The following is a 17,460-nucleotide window of genomic DNA, read 5'->3' on the forward strand; positions in this document are numbered from 1 at the left end:
GGCGAGCCGGACGGTCACCCAAGCCAGAAGGAGAGGTGCAGGACCCCGCTGGTGGCGTAGCCGAGGCGGGCGCCCTGCTCGAGGAGCGGACCGTCGACCGTGGGCGGCTCGCCGTTCCGAGAGCGGTCCTCACGCGAGCCACTCGACGACCCATCGGCTCTCCCGGAAATAGGATTCCACGTCAGGGAAGCTCTCCACCCACGAGTCGTACGCGTCGCCCGACCTGTCCACGTTGTCGTAGGTCAGTATCAGGAACCCGCCTGAGGACGACTTGTCATCCGAGACCTCTACGAACCGACCAGCGTCCTCGCCGGCGAGGACTCGGCCTACCATGCCCACCTTGATCGTCGTCATCGTCAGTCCAAGAAATAGAAGTGATGTGCTCACGGGGAAGTCGTGCACCTGAAGAGCACTAGCCCGGAATATCTAGTCCCCGCCGGAACGGATCCGTGAGGAATGCTTCCGACGACGACAGCAGCTGCTCGAAGGCCCGCCACCCCTTGCCCCGAGCAAAATGGGCCTCACGGTGCGATATCGGGACCATCCACCCCACGAAGATGTCCCCGGACTGGTCTCGCGCGGTCTCGAAACCCTCGGGCAGGTACACCGGGGCCGCAACGTACAGCGCTTCCATCTCAGAACCAGGGAAGAGTGGGCCATACGGTCCGACCACTGTTCCCCTGGGAACGCCGCAACCGCTCTCCAGCGCCTCTCGTCCCACCTGCGCAAGTAGAGTCGCGATATTGTCGGGGTCGGGAACCGTGGAGACCGTCATCAACAGCTCCTGCCGCAGCTCAGCACCGGGAACGTGAGACCGAAGCGCGTGGCGAGAGAGTCCGACGGTCGCGTAGGTCACCCCTCCCCAGCGCGGCTCGTCGGCGAACTGGACGACGTCGAAACCTGGATCCCTACCCTCGTCCCAGTTCACATGTGCTCGATGAGGGCCGAGAACCGCTTCGTAGTGACTGATGAGCGCCATCGTCCTCCTGTCGACCCACATCTCTGCATTGACACTGGACGCGCGGTAGCACGTGTCGTTCTGTCGCACGCGCGACGACGAAGCGACACGTTTTTTCTAGAATGGGCGTGGATATCGATCGTCGAGCAAAGAGACCACGTCCGCCGCGACATCCCACGCGTTGAAGACGTCCCTTCGCCGCGCGATTCTGACGAGTAACCAGTACCCCCGGATCGCCTCCGAGTACACCGCCTCGCGCAGGTCATCACGCCCGATATCGAGCTCGGAACGATCCGGGCGTCCAGCGAGTACGCGCCCGAGAAGATCAAGGCTCGACGCCAAGTTCCCCGCAGGGATCACGTCATCTGCGAGTGCCGCGATGATCACCGCGACAGCCGCGGGGGCGCACTCGAAAATACGCCCCTGTGACTCGATAGCATTCTCGAGCTGAGCATATGCGGCACTAGCCTGCGCGGAGTCGCCGAGTAGCAGCGCCTCAAGATCACGAGCAACTGACGAGCTGTCCCCTCGACCAGATCGCAGGTGTTGCCAGTCGATTCCTCGGATCTGGTCGTGGGTCAACGGTGCCGATCTCATCGTCCCCACGCTCCTCCTGGTTGCCCCGACCTCGGCCTTCTCCCCGCCTGCCCCGAGGAGCTGAATGACACGCCCTAGCCGAAGACGTGCCGCGCGGCGTCCTCGTGCGTGCGGTAGAGCTCTCCCCACCCGATGATCTCCAGGTCCTCCGCCGCGACCGGGCTCTCGAGGCCGTCGAGACCCTCTCGCGGGATCGCGATGAAGACGAAGCACGGGAACTCCGACACCGGGTCGACGGATGCACCCTCGTGGCGAGCGGTCAGGACCACGGTCTCGACATCGGCCCCGCGGTTGACGTCCTGACCGATGACGCCCGGCTCGATCCGCGCCGCGATCGCAAGCTTCCCGGTGTCGAACACCAGAGACCGCAGGACGCTGCACGCGCGCACGGGTCCGAACCGGGCGCTCTCGAGCGAGCTCAAGAAGTACGTCGGCCGGTCTGTCGGGGACGTCCGGACTGACACGCGATCTCCTCTCGTCCCTTCGTGCCGCGCGGCGTCGTGCGGTTGATGTCCAACCGCACGGTGACGCGCGGGGGAGGATGGTCCGCCGGGAGCAGCTCCGTCACGGCTGCGACCCGCCCGGGTAGGGGAGGCGCAGCCCGGCGTCGCGCATCATCGCCTCGTACGCGCCGACCCACTCCGACAGCCGTTCGGCCGCGACGCTGTCGGGCGCCTCCTCCATCAGGTCGTCCAGCAGGCTCTTGAGGCTGTCTCCCTGGATCAGGAGTCCGGGGAACCTCCGCCCTTCGAGCAGCGCGAGCTGAAGGTTCCCGTCGCCGGCGAGCCTCACGATGCGGGTCATGCGCGACCTCCTTCAGGGAGCGAGGCGGCAGTGCGGGTCACGCGCGGCGTGCCGAGCCGCGCCGTCATACCTCGCCCGCCACGTACGCCGGCCACCAGGGCAGAGCGGGCTCCCGCTCGGCGGCCAGCCGGCCGAACGCCCGGTCGTCCAGCTCGAGGTAGTCACCCTCGACGCGGACGACTCCTCGGTCGTACGCCTCCACGATCGTCGCGATCAGGTTCCGGACGGCGGAGAAGACGACGGGCCCCTCGATCTCGTCCGGGACGACCCGCAAGACCTGTCCCTCAGAGGTGCCGAGGTCGACGGCGAAGAAGTCCACGTCGTCCACGAGCCCGCCCGGCGGCACCATCACACCGTCGTGCCACGCGAAGAGCGCCTGGACCTCGGGCGGCGCCGGCAGTCCTCGCTCCGCGAGTGCCGTCGTGATCCTGCCGGGCGCGGTCCCGGGACGGAGTGCCCGCAGCGCCTCGTGCCGGCCGAGCGCGCCCATGCGCTGCTCGAGGTCATCGAGCGCCTGCGTGAGCACGGTCATGCCGCGGACCCTAGTCCGCGCCGCACGTCGACGGAGGGAACTGGTGCCGCGTCCCTCGTCTGGACGAGCCCGTGCACCACCACCGGGCGCGCCCACGGCGCGGCTGCTCGCGGTCCGTCGCAGCACGCCGGCCTCCGCGACCGAGGCGTGCGTCACAGGCCACCTGGGCCGATGGTCGCAGCCCGGTTGCCCTTCTGGGGCTATGTGATCGGGTCCGTCGACCGCCCCTCGGGACGACAGCGCTTCCCAGGTTGCCCACCGCCCCGGCAGCAGGAGCAGGGTGGGCCCCGTGCAGTCGGACGAGTGGGTGCAGCAAGACCTCCCGGGGCGGGACGGCGTGATCGAGCAGGCGCGGCACCGCGCCGAGGTCGTGCGCGACCACGTCGAGCACGCCATCGACCTGGCCGAGCGCGACGGCGGCCCGTTCGACTTCCTCTCCATCGCCATCGCCGCGCACTGCTCCGTGACCTACCTGCGGCAGCACCGGGAGTTCGCCGCGCGGATCCGGGCGCTCCAGGCCACGGTCCCGCCCGCGCCCGCGGACCGGCAGGACGCCGCGCTGCGCCGCCGGCTCGCGGACGCGCAACACCGCGCGGCCGCCCTGGGCGACCGGGTCGCGCAGCTGGAGGCGGAGAACGCGCGGCTGCGCGACCGCCTCGCGCAAACCCGGCGGGCGGTCCCGGTCCGGCTCGGTCCGGGGGTACGCAGGCCCGGGACGGCCCGGTAGCGCCCTACTCCCCCACCAGCCGAGCCACCGCCCGCGCGACCCGCTGCGCCCGCACCTCCGGCGTCGGCGCGACCATGAGCGGGTGCAGCACGGAGTAACGCGCCTGCCGGTCCAGCGCGTCGAACGCCGCGCGTGCGGCGGGGACGGCGTCGAGGGCAGCGATCAGGTCGGCCGGGACCTCCGCGGTCGCCGACCCGGCATAGGCCCGGTCCCACCGCCCGTCGCCGCGCGCGAGGTCCACCTCGGCGTGCCCGCGCGGCCGCATCCGGCCGTCCGCGACGAGCCGGGCGACGTGCTCGACGTTCCGCTGCGACCAGATCGACCGCGCCCGCCGCGGTGTGAACCGCTGCAGGAACGTCGCGTCGTCGCGGCTGCGCTTCTGCCCGTCGATCCAGCCGCTGCACAGCGCCTCGTCCAGCGCTTCCGCGTAGGTCAGCGACGTCGGCTCGACCGTGCCCTTCTTCGCCAGCACCAGCCACACGCCCGTGGTCTCGTGCTCGTGGGCGTCCAGCCACGCGCGCCACGCGGCCGCGTCGGCGACGACGAGCGGCGCCTCGGCCGCATCCGGTTCGGTCATGCGAGCAGCCTCGACGGGCGGCCCGCCGGGCACAAGCCTGACGCGCTCAGATCCAGCCCCGCTCCTCCGCGGCGAGCACCGCCTGCTGCCGGGTCGCCACGCCGACCTTCCCGAGGATCGACGACACGTGGTTCCGCACCGTCCCGGGCGACAGGTGCACGGCGGCCGCGATCTGCGCGATCGTCTCCCCGCGGCGCCCGGCCCGCAGCACGTCGAGCTCGCGGTCGGTCAGCGGGCTGCGCTCGTCGGCGAGGGCGTCCGCCGCGACCTCGGGGTCGACGTACCTCCGCCCGGCCGCGACCAGCCGGATCACCTCGGCGACGTCCTGCGCCGGCCGGGACTTCGGCAGGAACCCGTCGACGCCCGCCTGCAGCGCGCGGCGCAGGACGCCGGGCCGCGCGTGCCGGGTCACCACCAGGCACCGGGTCGGCACGGTGCGGCCCAGCCGCGCGGCGGTGTCGATGCCGTCGATCCCCGGCATCTCCAGGTCCAGCAGGCACACGTCGGGCCGGGCGCGCTCCGCCACCGCGAGCGCCTCCGTGCCCGACGCGCACTCCGCCACCACGTCGAGGTCCGGCTCCAGCCGCAGCAGCGCCGCGAGCGCCGTGCGGATCATGTCCTCGTCGTCGGCGATGAGCACCCGGATCACGCGCCGGCCTCCTCTCCCGCGCCGACGGGCACCGCGACCGTCAGCTCGAACTCCTCGTCGCGGCGCACGTGCACCTCGCCGCCCAGCGCCCCGATCCGGTCCCGGATCGCGGCGATGCCGGTCCCGTCCGGCGCCGTGGCGTCCCGGTCCGACCCGGGGTCGCGGTCGTTGACGATGGCGTACCGCCACCGGTCGCCGTCGCGCCGCAGGCTGATCCGCGCGCGGGCCCCGCCGCCGTGCTTGAGGACGTTCGTCACGCTCTCGCGGACCAGCGGGCCGAGGACGTCCGCCGGGGCGTGCTCGGCACCGGGGCCGACCTGCACGTGCACCTCGTGGCCGGCGGCGCGGAGCAGGTCCGCCGCGTTCGCCAGCTCGTCGGGCAGCGGGACGCCGCGGAACCGGGTCGCGAGGTCCCGCGTGCCGGCCCGGGCCTCGTCGACCGACGCCCGCGCGGTCCGGATCTGCTCGGCCGCCGCGGCCGGGTCGCGCTCGATCAGCCGCTCCGCGAGCTCGAGCTGCAGCGCGACGACCTGCAGGTGGTGGCCCTGGAGGTCGTGCACCTCGCCGGCCAGCCGGAGGCGCTCGCGCATCGCGGACACGGCGCCCGCCGCCTCCCGCGCGCGGTCGAGCTCCCGCACCAGGTCCCACCACCACAGCGAGAACGCGGACAGCGCGGGCAGCAGCAGGATCAGCGTCGGCGGCAGGGTCGACAGGTCGGCGTCGTCGGTGTCGATGCCGAGCCGCGGTGCGTCGACCACCCAGAGGCCCGCGAGCACCAGCGTCAGGAGGGCGATCAGCCGCCAGCGGACGCCCTTCGGCCACGGCAGCAGGCTCACGAGGAAGGCGAGCACGCCGGACCCGAGCATCCAGGACCCGGTCGTCACGCCCAGCAGGACCGCCCCGGCGACGCCGACCACCAGCGCGACCGCGCGCCGGCCACGGGGGCCGCGGTCCGGGCCGCCGCCCTCGTCCTCCGTGGTGCCGGGCACGCCCACCGGGTAGTCGCGGACCAGCACCGTCGCGGCCGCGAGCTGGAGCACCGCACCGAGCGCCGCGAGCGCGGCACCGCCCGGCAGCACGACGTGCTCGGGCAGCTCGCCGAGCCAGAGCCACCAGTTCATCAGCACGACCAGGTCGAGGAACACCAGGCCGGCGACGGTGTACCACCAGGTCGCGCGCACGCCGCCGGCGTAGGGGCCGGCCGCCCCCGCCCACGTCGCCCGACCCCGCTCCGCCATGGACCCGACCGTACGGCCATGACATCCGTCACGGGGCGACCCCCCGGGACCTCACGGACGCCGGTGACACCGCGACACTGCCGCGCGCCGGGCGCGGGACGTGGGATGGAGGCACCGAGAAGCACCCGTCCGCACCGCACCCCGGAGGTCCCCATGGCTGGTCTGCCCGACGTCGTCCCCCAGTTCCAGGAGCTCGTCGCCCAGCTCCCCGACTGGCTCCAGCCCGCGGGCGTCGCGCTCGCCGGCGCCGTCCCGTTCGTCGAGGGCGAGGGCGCCGCCGCGATCGGCGTGGTCGGCGGGATCAACCCCGTGGCGGCCGCCGCCGCGGCGATCGCGGGCAACTTCCTCGCGGTGCTGCTGGTCGTCGCGGTCGGCGCCCGCACCCGGCAGGCCGTGGTGACGCGCGGCGGCCGGGCGCCGTCGACGCCGAGTGCGAGCCGGCAGAAGTTCGACCGCGCCTTCGCCCGGTACGGGGTCGCCGGCGTCAGCCTGCTCGGCCCGCTGCTCATCCCGACCCACTTCACCGCGGCGGCGTTGGCCGCCTCGGGCATCTCCCGCGCGCGCATCCTCACCTGGCAGGCGATCGCCATCACGCTGTGGACGATCGCGATCAGCCTGGTCATCACGGGGGTCATCGCCTTCGCGGGCTGACCGCGGGCGCTCCCCGACCGCGGCGCGCATGCTGGACCGGCCGGGTGCAGCGCCGCCGCCCGGCGCGCAGTCGGACGAGGAGACGTCATGACGACGAAGGTCGAGGAGTCGGTCCTGGTGAACGTGCCGGTTTCCGTCGCGTACAACCAGTGGACCCAGTTCGAGGACTTCCCGCGGTTCATGGGGGGCGTGCAGTCCGTGACCCAGCTCGGCGACGACCGCCTGCGGTGGGTCGCCGAGATCGCCGGCGTGAAGCGGGAGTGGGAGGCGCGGATCCTCGAGCAGGTCCGCGACGCGAAGGTCGCCTGGGCGGCCACCGAGGGCGCGACCAACGCGGGTGCCGTCACGTTCGAGGACCTGGGCGGCGGGCAGACCTCCGTGCACCTCTCGCTGGAGTACGCGCCGGAGGGCCTGGTCGAGAAGGTCGGGGACGCGCTGGGCGTCGTGGAGAGCCGCGCCAAGAAGGACCTCGCGCGGTTCAAGGCGTTCATCGAGGACGAGGGGTACGCCACGGGCGCGTGGCGCGGCGAGGTGAACGCCGGGGCCGGCGTCGGCACCCCGGGGGTCGAGGCGGCCGCCGCGTCCGAGGGCGACCGGGGGAAGGCCGGGTTCTCCGGCAAGGCCGTGGCCGCGGGCCTCGGCGCCGCGGCTGCGGGGGCGGCCGCGGCCGTCGTCGGGGCCGCGAGGGCCGGCGGCGACGCGGGCGCGGCGGAGTCCGACCCGGTGGCGCCCGCCACCGCGGAGCCGCTGCCGCCGGCGGAACCGGTCGCCGGCGAGGCCGCGCCCGTGGTCGACGTGCCGCCGACGCGGACCGCGCCGGGGGCCGACGACGGGACGGACCCCGCCGCGCAGATCTGACGGGCCGGCGCCCCCGGTCGGCACTCCGTCCGACGGGGGGCGCGGTGCGTCAGGCCTCGTCGGCCAGGAACCAGGCCGTCGTCCACCCGGGCACGACGCCGTCCGCCGCGGCACCGGGCTCTGCGCTCGTCAGCACGAGGCGACCGGCCTCGACCCGGTACGGCTCGGCCCCGAAGGTGGTGACGACGTGCCACCCGCCCGGGCGCACGTAGTGCAGGACGTCGTCCCGCCCGGTCTCGACCCACGCCAGCTCCTCGGCGCCCTGGAGCCGCCGCCGGGCCGCGAGCGCCCGCCGGTAGAGCCCGAGCGTCGAGCCGGGGTCCGCCTCCTGGGCCGCGACCGCGTGCTCGGCGAACCACGCCGGCTGCGGCAGGTGCGCGTCGCCGGTGCCGAAGCCGAACGAGCCGCCGTCGGCGGTCCACGGGATCGGCACCCGGCAGCCGTCGCGGCCGACCTGCGTCCCGCCGGTGCGGAAGAAGGTCGGGTCCTGCCGCTGCTCCGCGGGGATGTCCGCGACCTCGTGCAGGCCGAGCTCCTCGCCCTGGTAGAGGTAGGTCGACCCCGGCAGGCCGAGCACCAGCAGCGTCGCGGCCCGGGCGACCCGCAGGCCGTGCTCCCGGTCCAGCCCGGACTCGGGACCGCCCTCCAGCAGCCACCGCGCCGCCCGCTCCCGCGGGGCGAGGCCGTCGCCGCGCGGCGCGATGCCGTAGCGGGTTGCGTGCCGCACGACGTCGTGGTTCGACAGCACCCAGGTGCTCGACGACCCGGAGCGCGCGGCCAGCTCGAGGTTGTCGGTGACGATGCGGCGGAACTCGCCGGCGTCCGGCTCCGCGAGCAGCAGGTCGAAGTTGAAGGACTGCCCGAGGCTCTCGGGCCGGGCGTACAGCGGCACCCGCTCGGAGTCGACCCACGCCTCGGCGACGGCGGCGCGCGGCGGGTCGTAGTCGTCGAGCACGGTGCGCCACTCGGCGTACACCTCGTGCACGTCGTCCCGGTCGTACAGCGGGTGGTTCCCGTCGCGGGGCAGCGCCTCGATCTCGGCGGCCGACGGCAGCGGCTCCGTCAGGTCCTTGGTCAGCATGTGCGCGACGTCGATCCGGAAGCCGTCGACCCCGCGGTCCGACCAGAACCGCAGGGTCCGGACGAAGTCCGCGCGGACCTCCGGGTGGTCCCAGGCGAGGTCGGGCTGCTCGGTCGCGAAGCTGTGCAGGTACCACTGCCCGTCGGCGACCCGCTCCCAGGCCGGCCCGCCGAACGTCGACTCCCAGTCGGTCGGCGGCTCCGCCCCGTCGGGTCCCGCCCCGTCCCGGAAGATGTACCGCGCGCGCTCCGGCGACCCCGGCCCCGCCGCCAGCGCCGCGCGGAACCAGGCGTGCTGGTCCGAGGTGTGGTTGGGCACGATGTCGACGACGACCCGGATCCCGCGGGCGTGCAGCGCCTCGACCATCGCGTCGAAGTCGTCGAGGGTGCCGAGCCGCGGGTCGACGTCGCGGTAGTCCGCGACGTCGTAGCCGCCGTCCGCGAGCGCCGACGGGTAGAACGGGCTGAGCCAGACGGCGTCGACCCCGAGCTCGGCGAGGTAGCCGGCGCGGCGCGTGATCCCGGTCAGGTCGCCGAGGCCGTCGCCGTCGGCGTCGGCGAAGCTGCGCGGGTAGACCTGGTAGACGACGGCCTGCCGCCACCAGGCGGGGACGTCCCCGGGCGGGGTGCTCGCTGCGGGCGCGGTGGTGGTGTCCTGTGCGGTCATGCGGGTGCGTCCTCCTGGGGCTCGGCGGCTGTCGGGTCGGGCGGGGGTACCGGGTCGCGGCGGCGGTGGTCAGCCCTTGACCGCGCCCTGGGTGACGCCCTCCATCACCCAGCGCTGGGTGAACAGGTAGGCGACGATCGCGGGCGCCATCGCCATCAGGTAGGAGGCGAACGCCACGTGGTAGTTGTTGCTGAACTGGTTCTGGAACAGGTTCTGCCGCACGGGCAGCGTCTGGAGCGCGGGGTCGGAGATGATCAGCGACGGCATCATGAAGTCGTTCCAGGCGTAGAGGAACGCGAAGATGCCGACGGTCGCGCTCATCGGCGCCAGCAGCGGGAAGATCAGCCGCCAGAACGTCTGCCACGTCGTGGCGCCGTCGAGCCGCGCGCTCTCCTCGAGCTCCTCGGGGATCGACCGCAGGAACGCGGTGAACAGCAGCACGCTGAAGCTGAGCTGGAACATGGTCGCCAGCAGGATCACGCCGAACGGGTTGTCCAGGCCGACGCGGCCCGTGAGCTGGATCTGCGGCAGCGCGACGACCGGGAACGGGATGAACATCGCCGCGAGGAGGTAGTAGAAGGAGTACCGGAACAGCCGGTGGTCCCAGTTCCGCATGATCGCGTACGACGCGAACGCGGCCAGCAGGATGGTCGCCACGACCGTGCCCGCCGTCACCAGCAGCGAGATGCCGGCGCCGACCGGGAACTTCGTGAGGTTCCACGCCTCGACGAACCCGTCGACGCTGAACGGCGCCGGCAGCGAGAAGGCCTGGCCGTCGACCGCCTGCCCCTGGGTCTTGAACGCCATCGACACCGTCACGTAGAGCGGCAGCAGGACGGTGACCGCGCACAGCACCAGGACGACCGTCCCGGACCAGTTCGTGCGCTCGGACCGGACGTGGCCGGTGGTGCGGCCGGTGCCGCGGGCGGCCGCGACCGCCGTCGTCGTCTGCGTCGCCATCACGAGGCCTTCCGGGTGCGCGTCAGGGAGAGCTGCAGGAGCGAGATGAGGACCGCGACGACGAAGAAGATCGTCGCGTTCGCCATCTGGTAGGCGTAGTCGCCGCCGTTGAAGCCGGCGATGATCGTCATCGCGACGCTGCGGGTCTCGGTGCCCGGGCCGCCGTTCGTGAGGCCGACGATGATGTCGTAGGCGTTCAGGTAGCCCTTGAACCCGAGGATCACGTTGATGACGACGTAGCCGGCCACCAGCGGCACGGTGATCCGGAGCAGCTGCTGGACCTTGCTCGCGCCGTCCAGGTCGGCCGCCTCGTACACGTCGCCGGGCACGGACAGCAGGCCCGCGATGTAGATGAGCATCGTCCCGGGGATCGACTGCCACGCGGTGACGAGGACGATCGCGACCCAGGCCAGGTCCGGGTTGGCCAGCAGGCTCGTCTCCAGCCACCCGATCCCGGTGGCGGCGCCCGCGGCGGGCAGCGAGTTCGAGAACAGGAAGTTGAAGACGTACGCGATGATGATGCCGCTGATCACCATGGGGACCACGAACACGGTCCGGAGCGCCGTCTTCATCCGGATCCGCGAGGTCAGCCCCACAGCGAGCAGGAACGCCACCAGGTTGACGACGACCACCGTGGCGACGGCGAAGCCGAAGGTGAACAGGTAGCTCTGCAGGATCGCCGGGTCGCTGAACATCGCGACGTAGTTGGTCAGCCCGACGAAGCTCCAGTCCCCGATGCCGATCGAGTCGGTGAAGCTGAAGAAGATGCCGATGATCCCCGGCACCGTGATCGCCAGGGTGAACAGGACGACGGTGGGCAGCAGGAGCAGGTAGTAGATCGGCTCGACCCGGCGGCGGGCGCGCCGCGGCGGTGGGGCGGTGGCCGCCGCGCGGGCGGCCGTCCCGGTGGTCACGGTGCTGGTCATCGCGTCGACTCCTTCGTCTCCGTGACCGGGGCCGGCTGCCGGAAGGCGAGCCGCGCCCAGTCCGCGTCCAGCGTGCGGAGCATCCCGGCGGGGTCGCCGCCGAGCAGGACCGCCTGCGCGTAGTTGTTGACCGGGATGGTCTTGGGGATGAGCACCGACGGCCCCTGGTACACCCGGTTGTCCTCGTAGTACGACGCCATCCCGGCCACCCGCGGGTCGTCGACGGGCGCGGCGTCGGTGGTCGGGGTGAAGCCGAGCTGCGAGGCGTTGTAGGCCTCGATGACCTCCGGGCGGTACAGGTACTCCAGGAAGTCCCGCGCCGCCTCCGGGTGCTTCGCCTCCACCGGGATCCAGGCCGCGAGGTCGACGTTCACCCGGACCGCCAGGTCGTCCGGATCGTCGGTCATCGGCAGCGGGAAGGTGCCGAGCGGGAGGTCGGGTGCGGTCTTGGCGATCTCGCTGAACGCCCACGGACCCTGGAGGTACATCGCGGCCCCGCCCTGCGCGAAGGCGAGGTTGCCGTCGCCGTAGCCGCGGCTGGCGGCGTCGGGGTTGACGTACTGCGCGAGCTCCGTCGCCTGCTCGAGCGGGCCGGTGAAGTCCTTCTCGAACGACACCGCGCTGCCCGGGCCGACGTCGGTGCCCTGCTCGGCGAGCCGGTCGAAGAAGTCGAGCACGTCGACCTGCCCGCCGACCGCGTAGTCGAACCAGCCCTGCGCGACGGTCCAGTCGTCCTTGAACGTGGCGTAGATCGGGGTGATCCCGGCGGCCTGCAGCGTCTCGCAGGCGGCGATCAGCTCGTCCCAGGTCTGCGGGACCTCGATCCCCTGCTCGGCGAAGATCTGCTCGTTGTAGATGACGGACGCCGCCATCACCGAGTACGGCAGCGCGCTCGTCCGGCCCGGGTACGACCCGTACTGGTCCATCAGCGGCTGCAGGTCGGGGGGGATCCGGGTGGCCGCCTCCGTGTCCGACAGGTCGCTCAGCGCACCGCGCTGGACGAACCGCGCCGACTCCATGTTGTAGTTCGCGAGCGCGATGTCCGGCGGGTTGCCCCGGACGAAGCTCGCCGACACCACGTCCACGCCCGAGGTGTCGAGGACCACCCGCACGTCGGTCTGCGCGGCGTTGTACTCGTCGACCAGCTCCGTCATGAAGCCGATCGCCTCGCGCTTGCTGAACGCGAACCGCACCTCGTCGCGGCCGTCGCCGCCGCACGCCGCCAGCAGCACCCCGCTGGTCAGGACCACGAGCGCCGACGCGACGGCCCGGCGCACGCGCCGCACCCGTCCCGTCCGCCCCGCGGGTCGAGAGATCCCCTGCACCATCGTCCCCTCCGTCGCGGACACCGGTCGGGCGAACTTCATCGTCGCCCACTAGATCTACTTGGCAAATCAACTCGCCTCGGGCAGTGTGTCAGCGCCGAGGAAGGACGGTCAAGACCTGTGACGACGCAGACCCCCCGCACGGCGGCGCGGCCCGCGAGCCTCGACGCCGTGCTGTCCTGCGCCTGGGACGCCGCCGAGCTCACCGCCAGCGAGGTCATCGCCGCGACCGGGCTGACCCGCTCCACCGCGATCGAGGCGCTCGACGCCCTCACCACCACCGGGCTGCTCCGGGAGCTGCCGAACGCCCGCGCGGCCGGCGCCTACCGCAAGGGCCGCCCGGCGCGGCGGTTCGGGCTCGTCGCCGACGCGGCCGTGCTCGTCGGGGTGGACAGCGGCCAGGTGCATGTCACGGCCACCGTCGCCGACCTGCGCGGCGCGCGGCTCGGCACGGCGCGGGCGGTGCTCGGCCCGCTGCACGACGACCCCGCGGCCCGGCGCGCCGCCGTCCTGGCCGCGGTCGACGACGCCCTCGCCGCCGCGGGCCGGACGCGCGCCGACGTGCTCGCCCTGTGCGCCGGCGTGCCCGCCCCCGTCAACACGCACGGCGACTCGCCCCCGCACCCGGACGGCTTCTGGGACCGGATGAACCCGGGGCTCCGCGACGCTTTCGCCTGGGCGCCGCTGGTCCGCGTCGAGAACGACGCCTCGCTGGCCGCGGTCGCCGAGGGCACGCGCGGGGCCGCGGTCGGCAGCCGGAACTACGTGGCGCTGCTCGCGGGCGAGCGCCTGGGCGCGGGCGTCGTCGTCGACGGCCGGGTGCTGCACGGCGCGCACGGCGGCGTGGGCGAGATGGTGGCCTTCGACCTGGTCGAGGGCGTCGGGGCCGCGTACGGGCTCGGGGCCCGGGCTGCCGAGTGGGCGGCCGACGCCGTCGCGCGCGGCGAGGTCGTCTCCGGCGGCCCGCTCGCGGAGGTCGCCGCCGAGGACCTCGACGGGCGCCGGGTGCTGGAGCTCGCCGCCGACGGCGACCCCGACGCCCTGCAGGTCGTGCAGCGGGTCGGCGCGATGCTCGCGCGCGTCGTCAGCGTGCTGGGCAGCATGTTCGACCCGGAGCGCATCGTCGTGTCGGGCGCCGTGTCGGCCGGGGTGCAGCAGGTGGTCGAGGCCGCGCGCGCGGCGCTGCCGCCGGGGCTGCACCTGCCCGCGCCGGCGCTCGAGATCTCGCCGCTCGGGGCCGACGTGGTCGTGACCGGGGCGATCGCGGAGGCGCGCTCCGCCGCCCGGGCGCACGCGCTCGACGTCCTGGCGTCGCGCGAGGCCGCCGTCGTCGAACCGGGATAGCGCCCCGCGGGAGCGGCGGCGCACGCGGCGACCACTCCTCGGAGGAGGCTGGCCCCGGCCGGCCCGACCCGCGAGGATGCGGCGGGTGACCGCACTCACGCACGCCGCCCTCGTCGCCGACCTGCGCCCCGCCGAGCGCAGCAGCCAGGCGCCGGCGCAGCCCGGCCCCGCGCACGACGACGCGGTCGCGGCGCTCCGCGCGCACGCGGCGCGGTGGTCGCTCGAGGACGCCGCGTCCGCCTGGGTGGCGGGCCTGTGGTCCGCGCCCTTCGGCTGGCGCAGCGCGCTGACCGGCGTCGCGGTCGGCAGCGTCCTCCCGGTGCACCCGGCGGAGCCGTACTCCGCCACCTCCGACGTGTGCCGGGTGTGCGGGCACCGGGAGGGCCACGGGCTCGACCTCGCCGAGGAGCGCTGGCAGCGGCACACCCAGGGCGCGCCGATCGACGGAGCCGTCGCCGAGCACGTCCTCGCGCTCGACGACCTCGCCGGTCACCCCCGCCCCGAGCCGACCGACTACGACGTCTGGGCGCTGCGCGCGCTCCTCACCACGCTGCGCACCCTGCCGCCCCGCACCCGCCCGTCGAAGGCGCGGGACGCGCTGAAGCGGACCGGGGTGCTGCCGACGTCGTCGGCGTGGGCGTACCAGTCGGTGCTCGAGGAGCTGGCGCTGGTCGGCGTCGTCGCGACCGCCGGGCGCCCCGGCATGGTCGAGCGGTGGACGACCTACGCCGAGCGCGACCAGCGGCCGAGCGTGCGGGTGGAGGTGCAGGCGCCGCTGGCCTGGTGGGACTCGGACCACGGGCTGCGGGAGGACGTCGTGGAGCGGGTGTTCGGCCACCTCGGGACCTCGGCCGTGGACCTCGACGGCCCCCGGCCGAGGCCCGTGCCCGAGCGGGCGGCGACCGCCACCGTCGCGATCCCCGCGCTGCTGCGCACGCCGCGGACCGGGGGCGCCCTGCCGCCGCACGTGGGGACCGGGCAGGCCGAGGCCGGCGACGTGTACGCGATCCGCCTCCCCGACGACCGGTGGGTCACGGCGTACGTGCACGGCGAGGCGCTGACGGAACCGCGACGGTACGTCCTGGTGGAGTACCTCGCCGGGGTGCACGCCACGCTCCCGTCGCCGGACGCCGTCGGGACGGCCGTACAGCCGCGGCGGGACGGCCGCTCGACGTTCCGCGTGCACTCGCTGGAGAAGCTGCCGCGCGCCCGCCGGATCGCCCGGGACGTCCCGGCGCCGTCGGCGGCGGAGCCGCTGCCTTCCAGCTCCCCGACGGGGGGAGCGGAGACCGTCCGGCAGATGGTGGGCTGGTTCTTCCCGGACGCGTGAGGCCTCACAGCTAGCCTCGCAGGGCAGCAAAGGCGAGCGGGACGGACACGATCAACGCGACGACCACGATCGCGAGGTAGATCCTCGACCGCTGCCAGTGGAGGTTGGTCCGCTGCGCCGGAGGTACCCGTCGCCGAACCACGATGCTCACCGCGACGGCGATCACGCCGACCACGGCCAGAGGAACGACGAGGGTGACGACGTCCGACATGGCGTCCCTTCAGCTGCGATGACCGTCGAGGTCCGCTGACTTCACCTCGGATCGTCGTCGCTCGGCGCGGAACCCCGCCCTCGCGAGTGCAACCAGCCGCGGATCGGCACGACGACCGAACCGCACACGATCGTCGTCCATCCGATCCACGCGCCCAGCGTCTCGTCGATCTGACTGAGCACGAACAGAAGCACGAGTCCCAGTCCGGTCACCCGGAGCGACCACGTCAAGCTCGCGTTCATCTTCCACCCTGGCGGCGGCCGGCCCGTCTGATGCCCGACTTCTTCTTCCTCCGGCACAGGTATCCGATCAACCCAGCCACTGCGAAGAGCGCGATGGCCAACCAGATGTACCCGTACATCCCGGCCGAGACCACTGTTCCTCCTTCAGCTCGTCGCGGCGCCGACGCCCAGCCCGGCGAGCGGGTACCCCGCCTCGACGCCCAACGCTGCACGCTTGCTGACTCCCAGCGCGGATCCCACCGCGCGGTTCCACCCGTTCGGCCCAACGGCGCCGATTCCGGCCACTGCTCGCGCGGTGATGCGCGGCGCCGCCGACGGGCGTCCGTTCAGGTGAACCCATCGCGTCGCCGTGCCTGATATGTCCGCTTTGTGACAGGGTGCGCTCACCAGGAGCGAGGCACGGGCAGGGCGGGACGCCAGGGGGCGACGTGACGATCGAGACCACCACCAGCGCGCGCGTCGAGGGGGTCGACGCGCTGCGCGGACTGGCCGCGATCGCCGTGTTCGTCTGCCACATCGGCGGCTACTGGGGGTTCCTCGAGCTCCCCGGCAAGCTCCCCCAGCTCGTCGCGGCCGGAGCGCACGGCGTCGACGTGTTCATCGTCATCTCCGGGTTCTGCCTCGCGCTCCCGCTCGCCGGGCACCGGCGGCCGCTGCGGGTCCCGCAGTTCTACGGCCGCCGCGCCTGGCGGATCCTGCCGCCGTACTACGTCGCCCTCGCGATAGCCGCCGTGCTCGCGCTGCTCCCCGCGACCTGGCACCTCACGGTCGCCCGGCAGGCGACCCTCGGGGACGTCCTGCTGCACGTCGTCACCGGCCAGGCGTGGGTGCCCGGCGAGGTCGGGACCATCAACGGGTCGCTGTGGTCGGTCGCGCTGGAGGTCCAGCTCTACCTGCTGTTCCCGCTGCTGGTCCTGGCCTGGCGCCGCTGGGGCATCGTCCCGGTGCTCGTCGGGGCGGTCGCGCTCGACCTGGCCTGGCGGGGATCCGGGGCGCTCGGCGGACCCGCGCCCCTCGGCTCCGACCTCGTCGTCCCGGCACGCCTCGACCAGTTCGTCGCCGGCATGGCCTGCGCCGTGGCGATCCGCGCCGGCTTCACCTGGTCTGTGCGCCGCGGCCTGGTCGTGTTCGCGATCGCCACCCTCACCGCGCTCGGCACCTCGACCCTCGACCTCGGGGTCTTCACCGGCGTCGCCTGGGCCGCCGCCGGGTCGAGCGCGGTGCTGCTCCTCGCCGGACCGCTCGGCCGGGCGCTCGGGGGCACGGTCCTGGACCGGTTCGGCGCGCGGTCGTTCAGCTTCTACCTGCTGCACCAGCCCGTGCTGCTCGTCGGCGCCCCAGTCGTGGCGCTGCTCCCGGGCGGGATGCCCGTGCAGCTCGTCGTCGGAGGCGCGATCGCGTTCCTCGTCACCGTGGCCGCCGCCGAGCTGCTGTACCGCGGGGTCGAGCTCCCCAGCCACCACGCCGGGCGTCGACGCTTCCCGGTCACCGTCGCGCTGCCGCCGCACACGCCGGCCGCCACGCGGGACGACCGGCGCGACGACCTTCCCGAGCCGACGCCGGTGTGACCGTGCGAAGCCGGATGAGCCGCGAGCGGCGACGCGGACTGCTCGTGCTGCTGAGCGTCGGGGTGCTGGGTCGTCCTGCTCGTGGTGGCCGTCGCCACCCGCGACCTGCCCGTCCTCCAGACGGTGACCACATCCACGGTGCTGGCGATCGCCTGGATCTCGTGGGCGGTCGACGTCCGTCGCGGTCGATGCGATCCGTGAGCCGGTCGCCCCGGC

General features: G+C 73.6%; 20 protein-coding genes. 6 read left to right on the plus strand and 14 right to left on the minus strand.

Features of this window, described 5'->3' with window-relative positions:
• Positions 1–129 precede the first annotated feature (129 nt).
• The 5 genes from AC3WUG_RS04515 to AC3WUG_RS04535 all read right to left on the minus strand — a co-directional run bounded on the left by AC3WUG_RS04515 (position 130) and on the right by AC3WUG_RS04535 (position 2,891).
• Entirely contained in the window at positions 130–354 is a 225-nt protein-coding gene (locus AC3WUG_RS04515) for a hypothetical protein (protein ID WP_492326560.1), read from the minus strand.
• Between the two features lie 58 nt (positions 355–412).
• A complete protein-coding gene (locus AC3WUG_RS04520; RefSeq protein ID WP_492326561.1) occupies positions 413–979 on the minus strand; it encodes a suppressor of fused domain protein in 567 nt (188 codons plus the stop codon).
• A gap of 650 nt (positions 980–1,629) precedes the next feature.
• Positions 1,630–1,914, minus strand: a complete 285-nt coding sequence (locus AC3WUG_RS04525; protein ID WP_492326562.1) for a hypothetical protein — start codon at positions 1,912–1,914, stop codon at positions 1,630–1,632.
• A 205-nt stretch (positions 1,915–2,119) separates the two neighbouring features.
• Positions 2,120–2,359, minus strand: a complete 240-nt coding sequence (locus AC3WUG_RS04530; RefSeq protein WP_492326563.1) for a DUF6959 family protein — start codon at positions 2,357–2,359, stop codon at positions 2,120–2,122.
• A gap of 64 nt (positions 2,360–2,423) precedes the next feature.
• A complete protein-coding gene (locus tag AC3WUG_RS04535; protein WP_492326564.1) occupies positions 2,424–2,891 on the minus strand; it encodes an SMI1/KNR4 family protein in 468 nt (155 codons plus the stop codon).
• Between the two features lie 289 nt (positions 2,892–3,180).
• Here AC3WUG_RS04535 and AC3WUG_RS04540 point away from each other — a divergent pair, with 289 nt between their 5' ends.
• Complete coding sequence (locus AC3WUG_RS04540; RefSeq protein ID WP_492326565.1) at positions 3,181–3,618, plus strand: hypothetical protein; 438 nt, start codon at positions 3,181–3,183, stop codon at positions 3,616–3,618.
• 4 nt (positions 3,619–3,622) lie between these two features.
• Here AC3WUG_RS04540 and AC3WUG_RS04545 read toward each other — a convergent pair whose 3' ends face one another.
• From AC3WUG_RS04545 to AC3WUG_RS04555, 3 genes are read right to left on the minus strand one after another with little or no spacing between them, the layout of a single operon-like run.
• On the minus strand, positions 3,623–4,195 hold the full coding sequence (locus tag AC3WUG_RS04545) for a YdeI/OmpD-associated family protein (protein ID WP_492326566.1): 573 nt from the start codon (positions 4,193–4,195) through the stop codon (positions 3,623–3,625).
• Positions 4,196–4,241: 46 nt separating this feature from the next.
• Positions 4,242–4,844 carry a response regulator gene (locus AC3WUG_RS04550; RefSeq protein ID WP_492326567.1) on the minus strand — a complete coding sequence of 201 codons (603 nt, stop codon included), beginning with the start codon at positions 4,842–4,844 and terminating at the stop codon, positions 4,242–4,244.
• Positions 4,841–6,082, minus strand: coding sequence for a sensor histidine kinase (locus tag AC3WUG_RS04555; RefSeq protein ID WP_492326568.1), 1,242 nt, complete (start codon positions 6,080–6,082; stop codon positions 4,841–4,843). The genes AC3WUG_RS04550 and AC3WUG_RS04555 overlap by 4 nt, the downstream gene beginning before the upstream one ends.
• Positions 6,083–6,235: 153 nt before the next feature.
• On the opposite strand from AC3WUG_RS04555, the gene AC3WUG_RS04560 reads away from it, so the two are divergent.
• Both AC3WUG_RS04560 and AC3WUG_RS04565 read left to right on the plus strand, forming a co-directional pair.
• Entirely contained in the window at positions 6,236–6,733 is a 498-nt protein-coding gene (locus AC3WUG_RS04560) for a small multidrug efflux protein (protein ID WP_492326569.1), read from the plus strand.
• Between the two features lie 87 nt (positions 6,734–6,820).
• Positions 6,821–7,591: an SRPBCC family protein gene (locus AC3WUG_RS04565; RefSeq protein ID WP_492326570.1), complete on the plus strand. Its 771-nt coding sequence runs from the start codon at positions 6,821–6,823 to the stop codon at positions 7,589–7,591.
• 49 nt (positions 7,592–7,640) lie between these two features.
• Here AC3WUG_RS04565 and AC3WUG_RS04570 read toward each other — a convergent pair whose 3' ends face one another.
• From AC3WUG_RS04570 to AC3WUG_RS04585, 4 genes are all read right to left on the minus strand, one after another.
• Positions 7,641–9,338, minus strand: a complete 1,698-nt coding sequence (locus AC3WUG_RS04570) for a glycoside hydrolase family 13 protein (RefSeq protein WP_492326571.1) — start codon at positions 9,336–9,338, stop codon at positions 7,641–7,643.
• A gap of 69 nt (positions 9,339–9,407) precedes the next feature.
• Complete coding sequence (locus AC3WUG_RS04575; protein ID WP_217614347.1) at positions 9,408–10,298, minus strand: carbohydrate ABC transporter permease; 891 nt, start codon at positions 10,296–10,298, stop codon at positions 9,408–9,410.
• Positions 10,298–11,224, minus strand: a complete 927-nt coding sequence (locus tag AC3WUG_RS04580) for a carbohydrate ABC transporter permease (protein WP_147795105.1) — start codon at positions 11,222–11,224, stop codon at positions 10,298–10,300. The genes AC3WUG_RS04575 and AC3WUG_RS04580 overlap by 1 nt, the downstream gene beginning before the upstream one ends.
• Positions 11,221–12,552 carry an ABC transporter substrate-binding protein gene (locus tag AC3WUG_RS04585; protein ID WP_492326596.1) on the minus strand — a complete coding sequence of 444 codons (1,332 nt, stop codon included), beginning with the start codon at positions 12,550–12,552 and terminating at the stop codon, positions 11,221–11,223. The genes AC3WUG_RS04580 and AC3WUG_RS04585 overlap by 4 nt, the downstream gene beginning before the upstream one ends.
• Positions 12,553–12,669: 117 nt before the next feature.
• On the opposite strand from AC3WUG_RS04585, the gene AC3WUG_RS04590 reads away from it, so the two are divergent.
• Both AC3WUG_RS04590 and AC3WUG_RS04595 read left to right on the plus strand, forming a co-directional pair.
• Positions 12,670–13,893, plus strand: coding sequence for an ROK family protein (locus tag AC3WUG_RS04590; protein WP_492326572.1), 1,224 nt, complete (start codon positions 12,670–12,672; stop codon positions 13,891–13,893).
• An 85-nt stretch (positions 13,894–13,978) separates the two neighbouring features.
• A complete protein-coding gene (locus tag AC3WUG_RS04595; protein ID WP_492326573.1) occupies positions 13,979–15,223 on the plus strand; it encodes a hypothetical protein in 1,245 nt (414 codons plus the stop codon).
• A 10-nt stretch (positions 15,224–15,233) separates the two neighbouring features.
• Here the strand turns inward: AC3WUG_RS04595 and AC3WUG_RS04600 are convergent, their stop codons facing one another.
• Both AC3WUG_RS04600 and AC3WUG_RS04605 read right to left on the minus strand, forming a co-directional pair.
• Positions 15,234–15,434, minus strand: a complete 201-nt coding sequence (locus AC3WUG_RS04600; protein WP_492326574.1) for a hypothetical protein — start codon at positions 15,432–15,434, stop codon at positions 15,234–15,236.
• A gap of 41 nt (positions 15,435–15,475) precedes the next feature.
• Entirely contained in the window at positions 15,476–15,628 is a 153-nt protein-coding gene (locus tag AC3WUG_RS04605) for a hypothetical protein (RefSeq protein WP_492326575.1), read from the minus strand.
• A gap of 476 nt (positions 15,629–16,104) precedes the next feature.
• Here AC3WUG_RS04605 and AC3WUG_RS04610 point away from each other — a divergent pair, with 476 nt between their 5' ends.
• Positions 16,105–17,244 (plus strand): acyltransferase family protein, encoded by a 1,140-nt coding sequence (locus tag AC3WUG_RS04610; RefSeq protein WP_492326576.1) that lies wholly within the window; start codon positions 16,105–16,107, stop codon positions 17,242–17,244.
• The last annotated feature ends 216 nt before the right edge of the window (positions 17,245–17,460 follow it).

This window comes from Cellulomonas sp. EB106-03-03-XG116, assembly GCF_058792015.1.

Coding starts and splice junctions, on each gene's coding strand:
- AC3WUG_RS04545 (WP_492326566.1), bottom strand. CDS start 4,195: ATGACCGAACCGGATGCGGCCGAGGCGCCGCTCGTCGTCGCCGACGCG.
- AC3WUG_RS04515 (WP_492326560.1), bottom strand. CDS start 354: ATGACGACGATCAAGGTGGGCATGGTAGGCCGAGTCCTCGCCGGCGAG.
- AC3WUG_RS04520 (WP_492326561.1), bottom strand. CDS start 979: ATGGCGCTCATCAGTCACTACGAAGCGGTTCTCGGCCCTCATCGAGCA.
- AC3WUG_RS04555 (WP_492326568.1), bottom strand. CDS start 6,082: ATGGCGGAGCGGGGTCGGGCGACGTGGGCGGGGGCGGCCGGCCCCTAC.
- AC3WUG_RS04600 (WP_492326574.1), bottom strand. CDS start 15,434: ATGTCGGACGTCGTCACCCTCGTCGTTCCTCTGGCCGTGGTCGGCGTG.
- AC3WUG_RS04565 (WP_492326570.1), top strand. CDS start 6,821: ATGACGACGAAGGTCGAGGAGTCGGTCCTGGTGAACGTGCCGGTTTCC.
- AC3WUG_RS04560 (WP_492326569.1), top strand. CDS start 6,236: ATGGCTGGTCTGCCCGACGTCGTCCCCCAGTTCCAGGAGCTCGTCGCC.
- AC3WUG_RS04530 (WP_492326563.1), bottom strand. CDS start 2,359: ATGACCCGCATCGTGAGGCTCGCCGGCGACGGGAACCTTCAGCTCGCG.
- AC3WUG_RS04585 (WP_492326596.1), bottom strand. CDS start 12,552: ATGGTGCAGGGGATCTCTCGACCCGCGGGGCGGACGGGACGGGTGCGG.
- AC3WUG_RS04575 (WP_217614347.1), bottom strand. CDS start 10,298: ATGGCGACGCAGACGACGACGGCGGTCGCGGCCGCCCGCGGCACCGGC.
- AC3WUG_RS04535 (WP_492326564.1), bottom strand. CDS start 2,891: ATGACCGTGCTCACGCAGGCGCTCGATGACCTCGAGCAGCGCATGGGC.
- AC3WUG_RS04580 (WP_147795105.1), bottom strand. CDS start 11,224: ATGACCAGCACCGTGACCACCGGGACGGCCGCCCGCGCGGCGGCCACC.
- AC3WUG_RS04570 (WP_492326571.1), bottom strand. CDS start 9,338: ATGACCGCACAGGACACCACCACCGCGCCCGCAGCGAGCACCCCGCCC.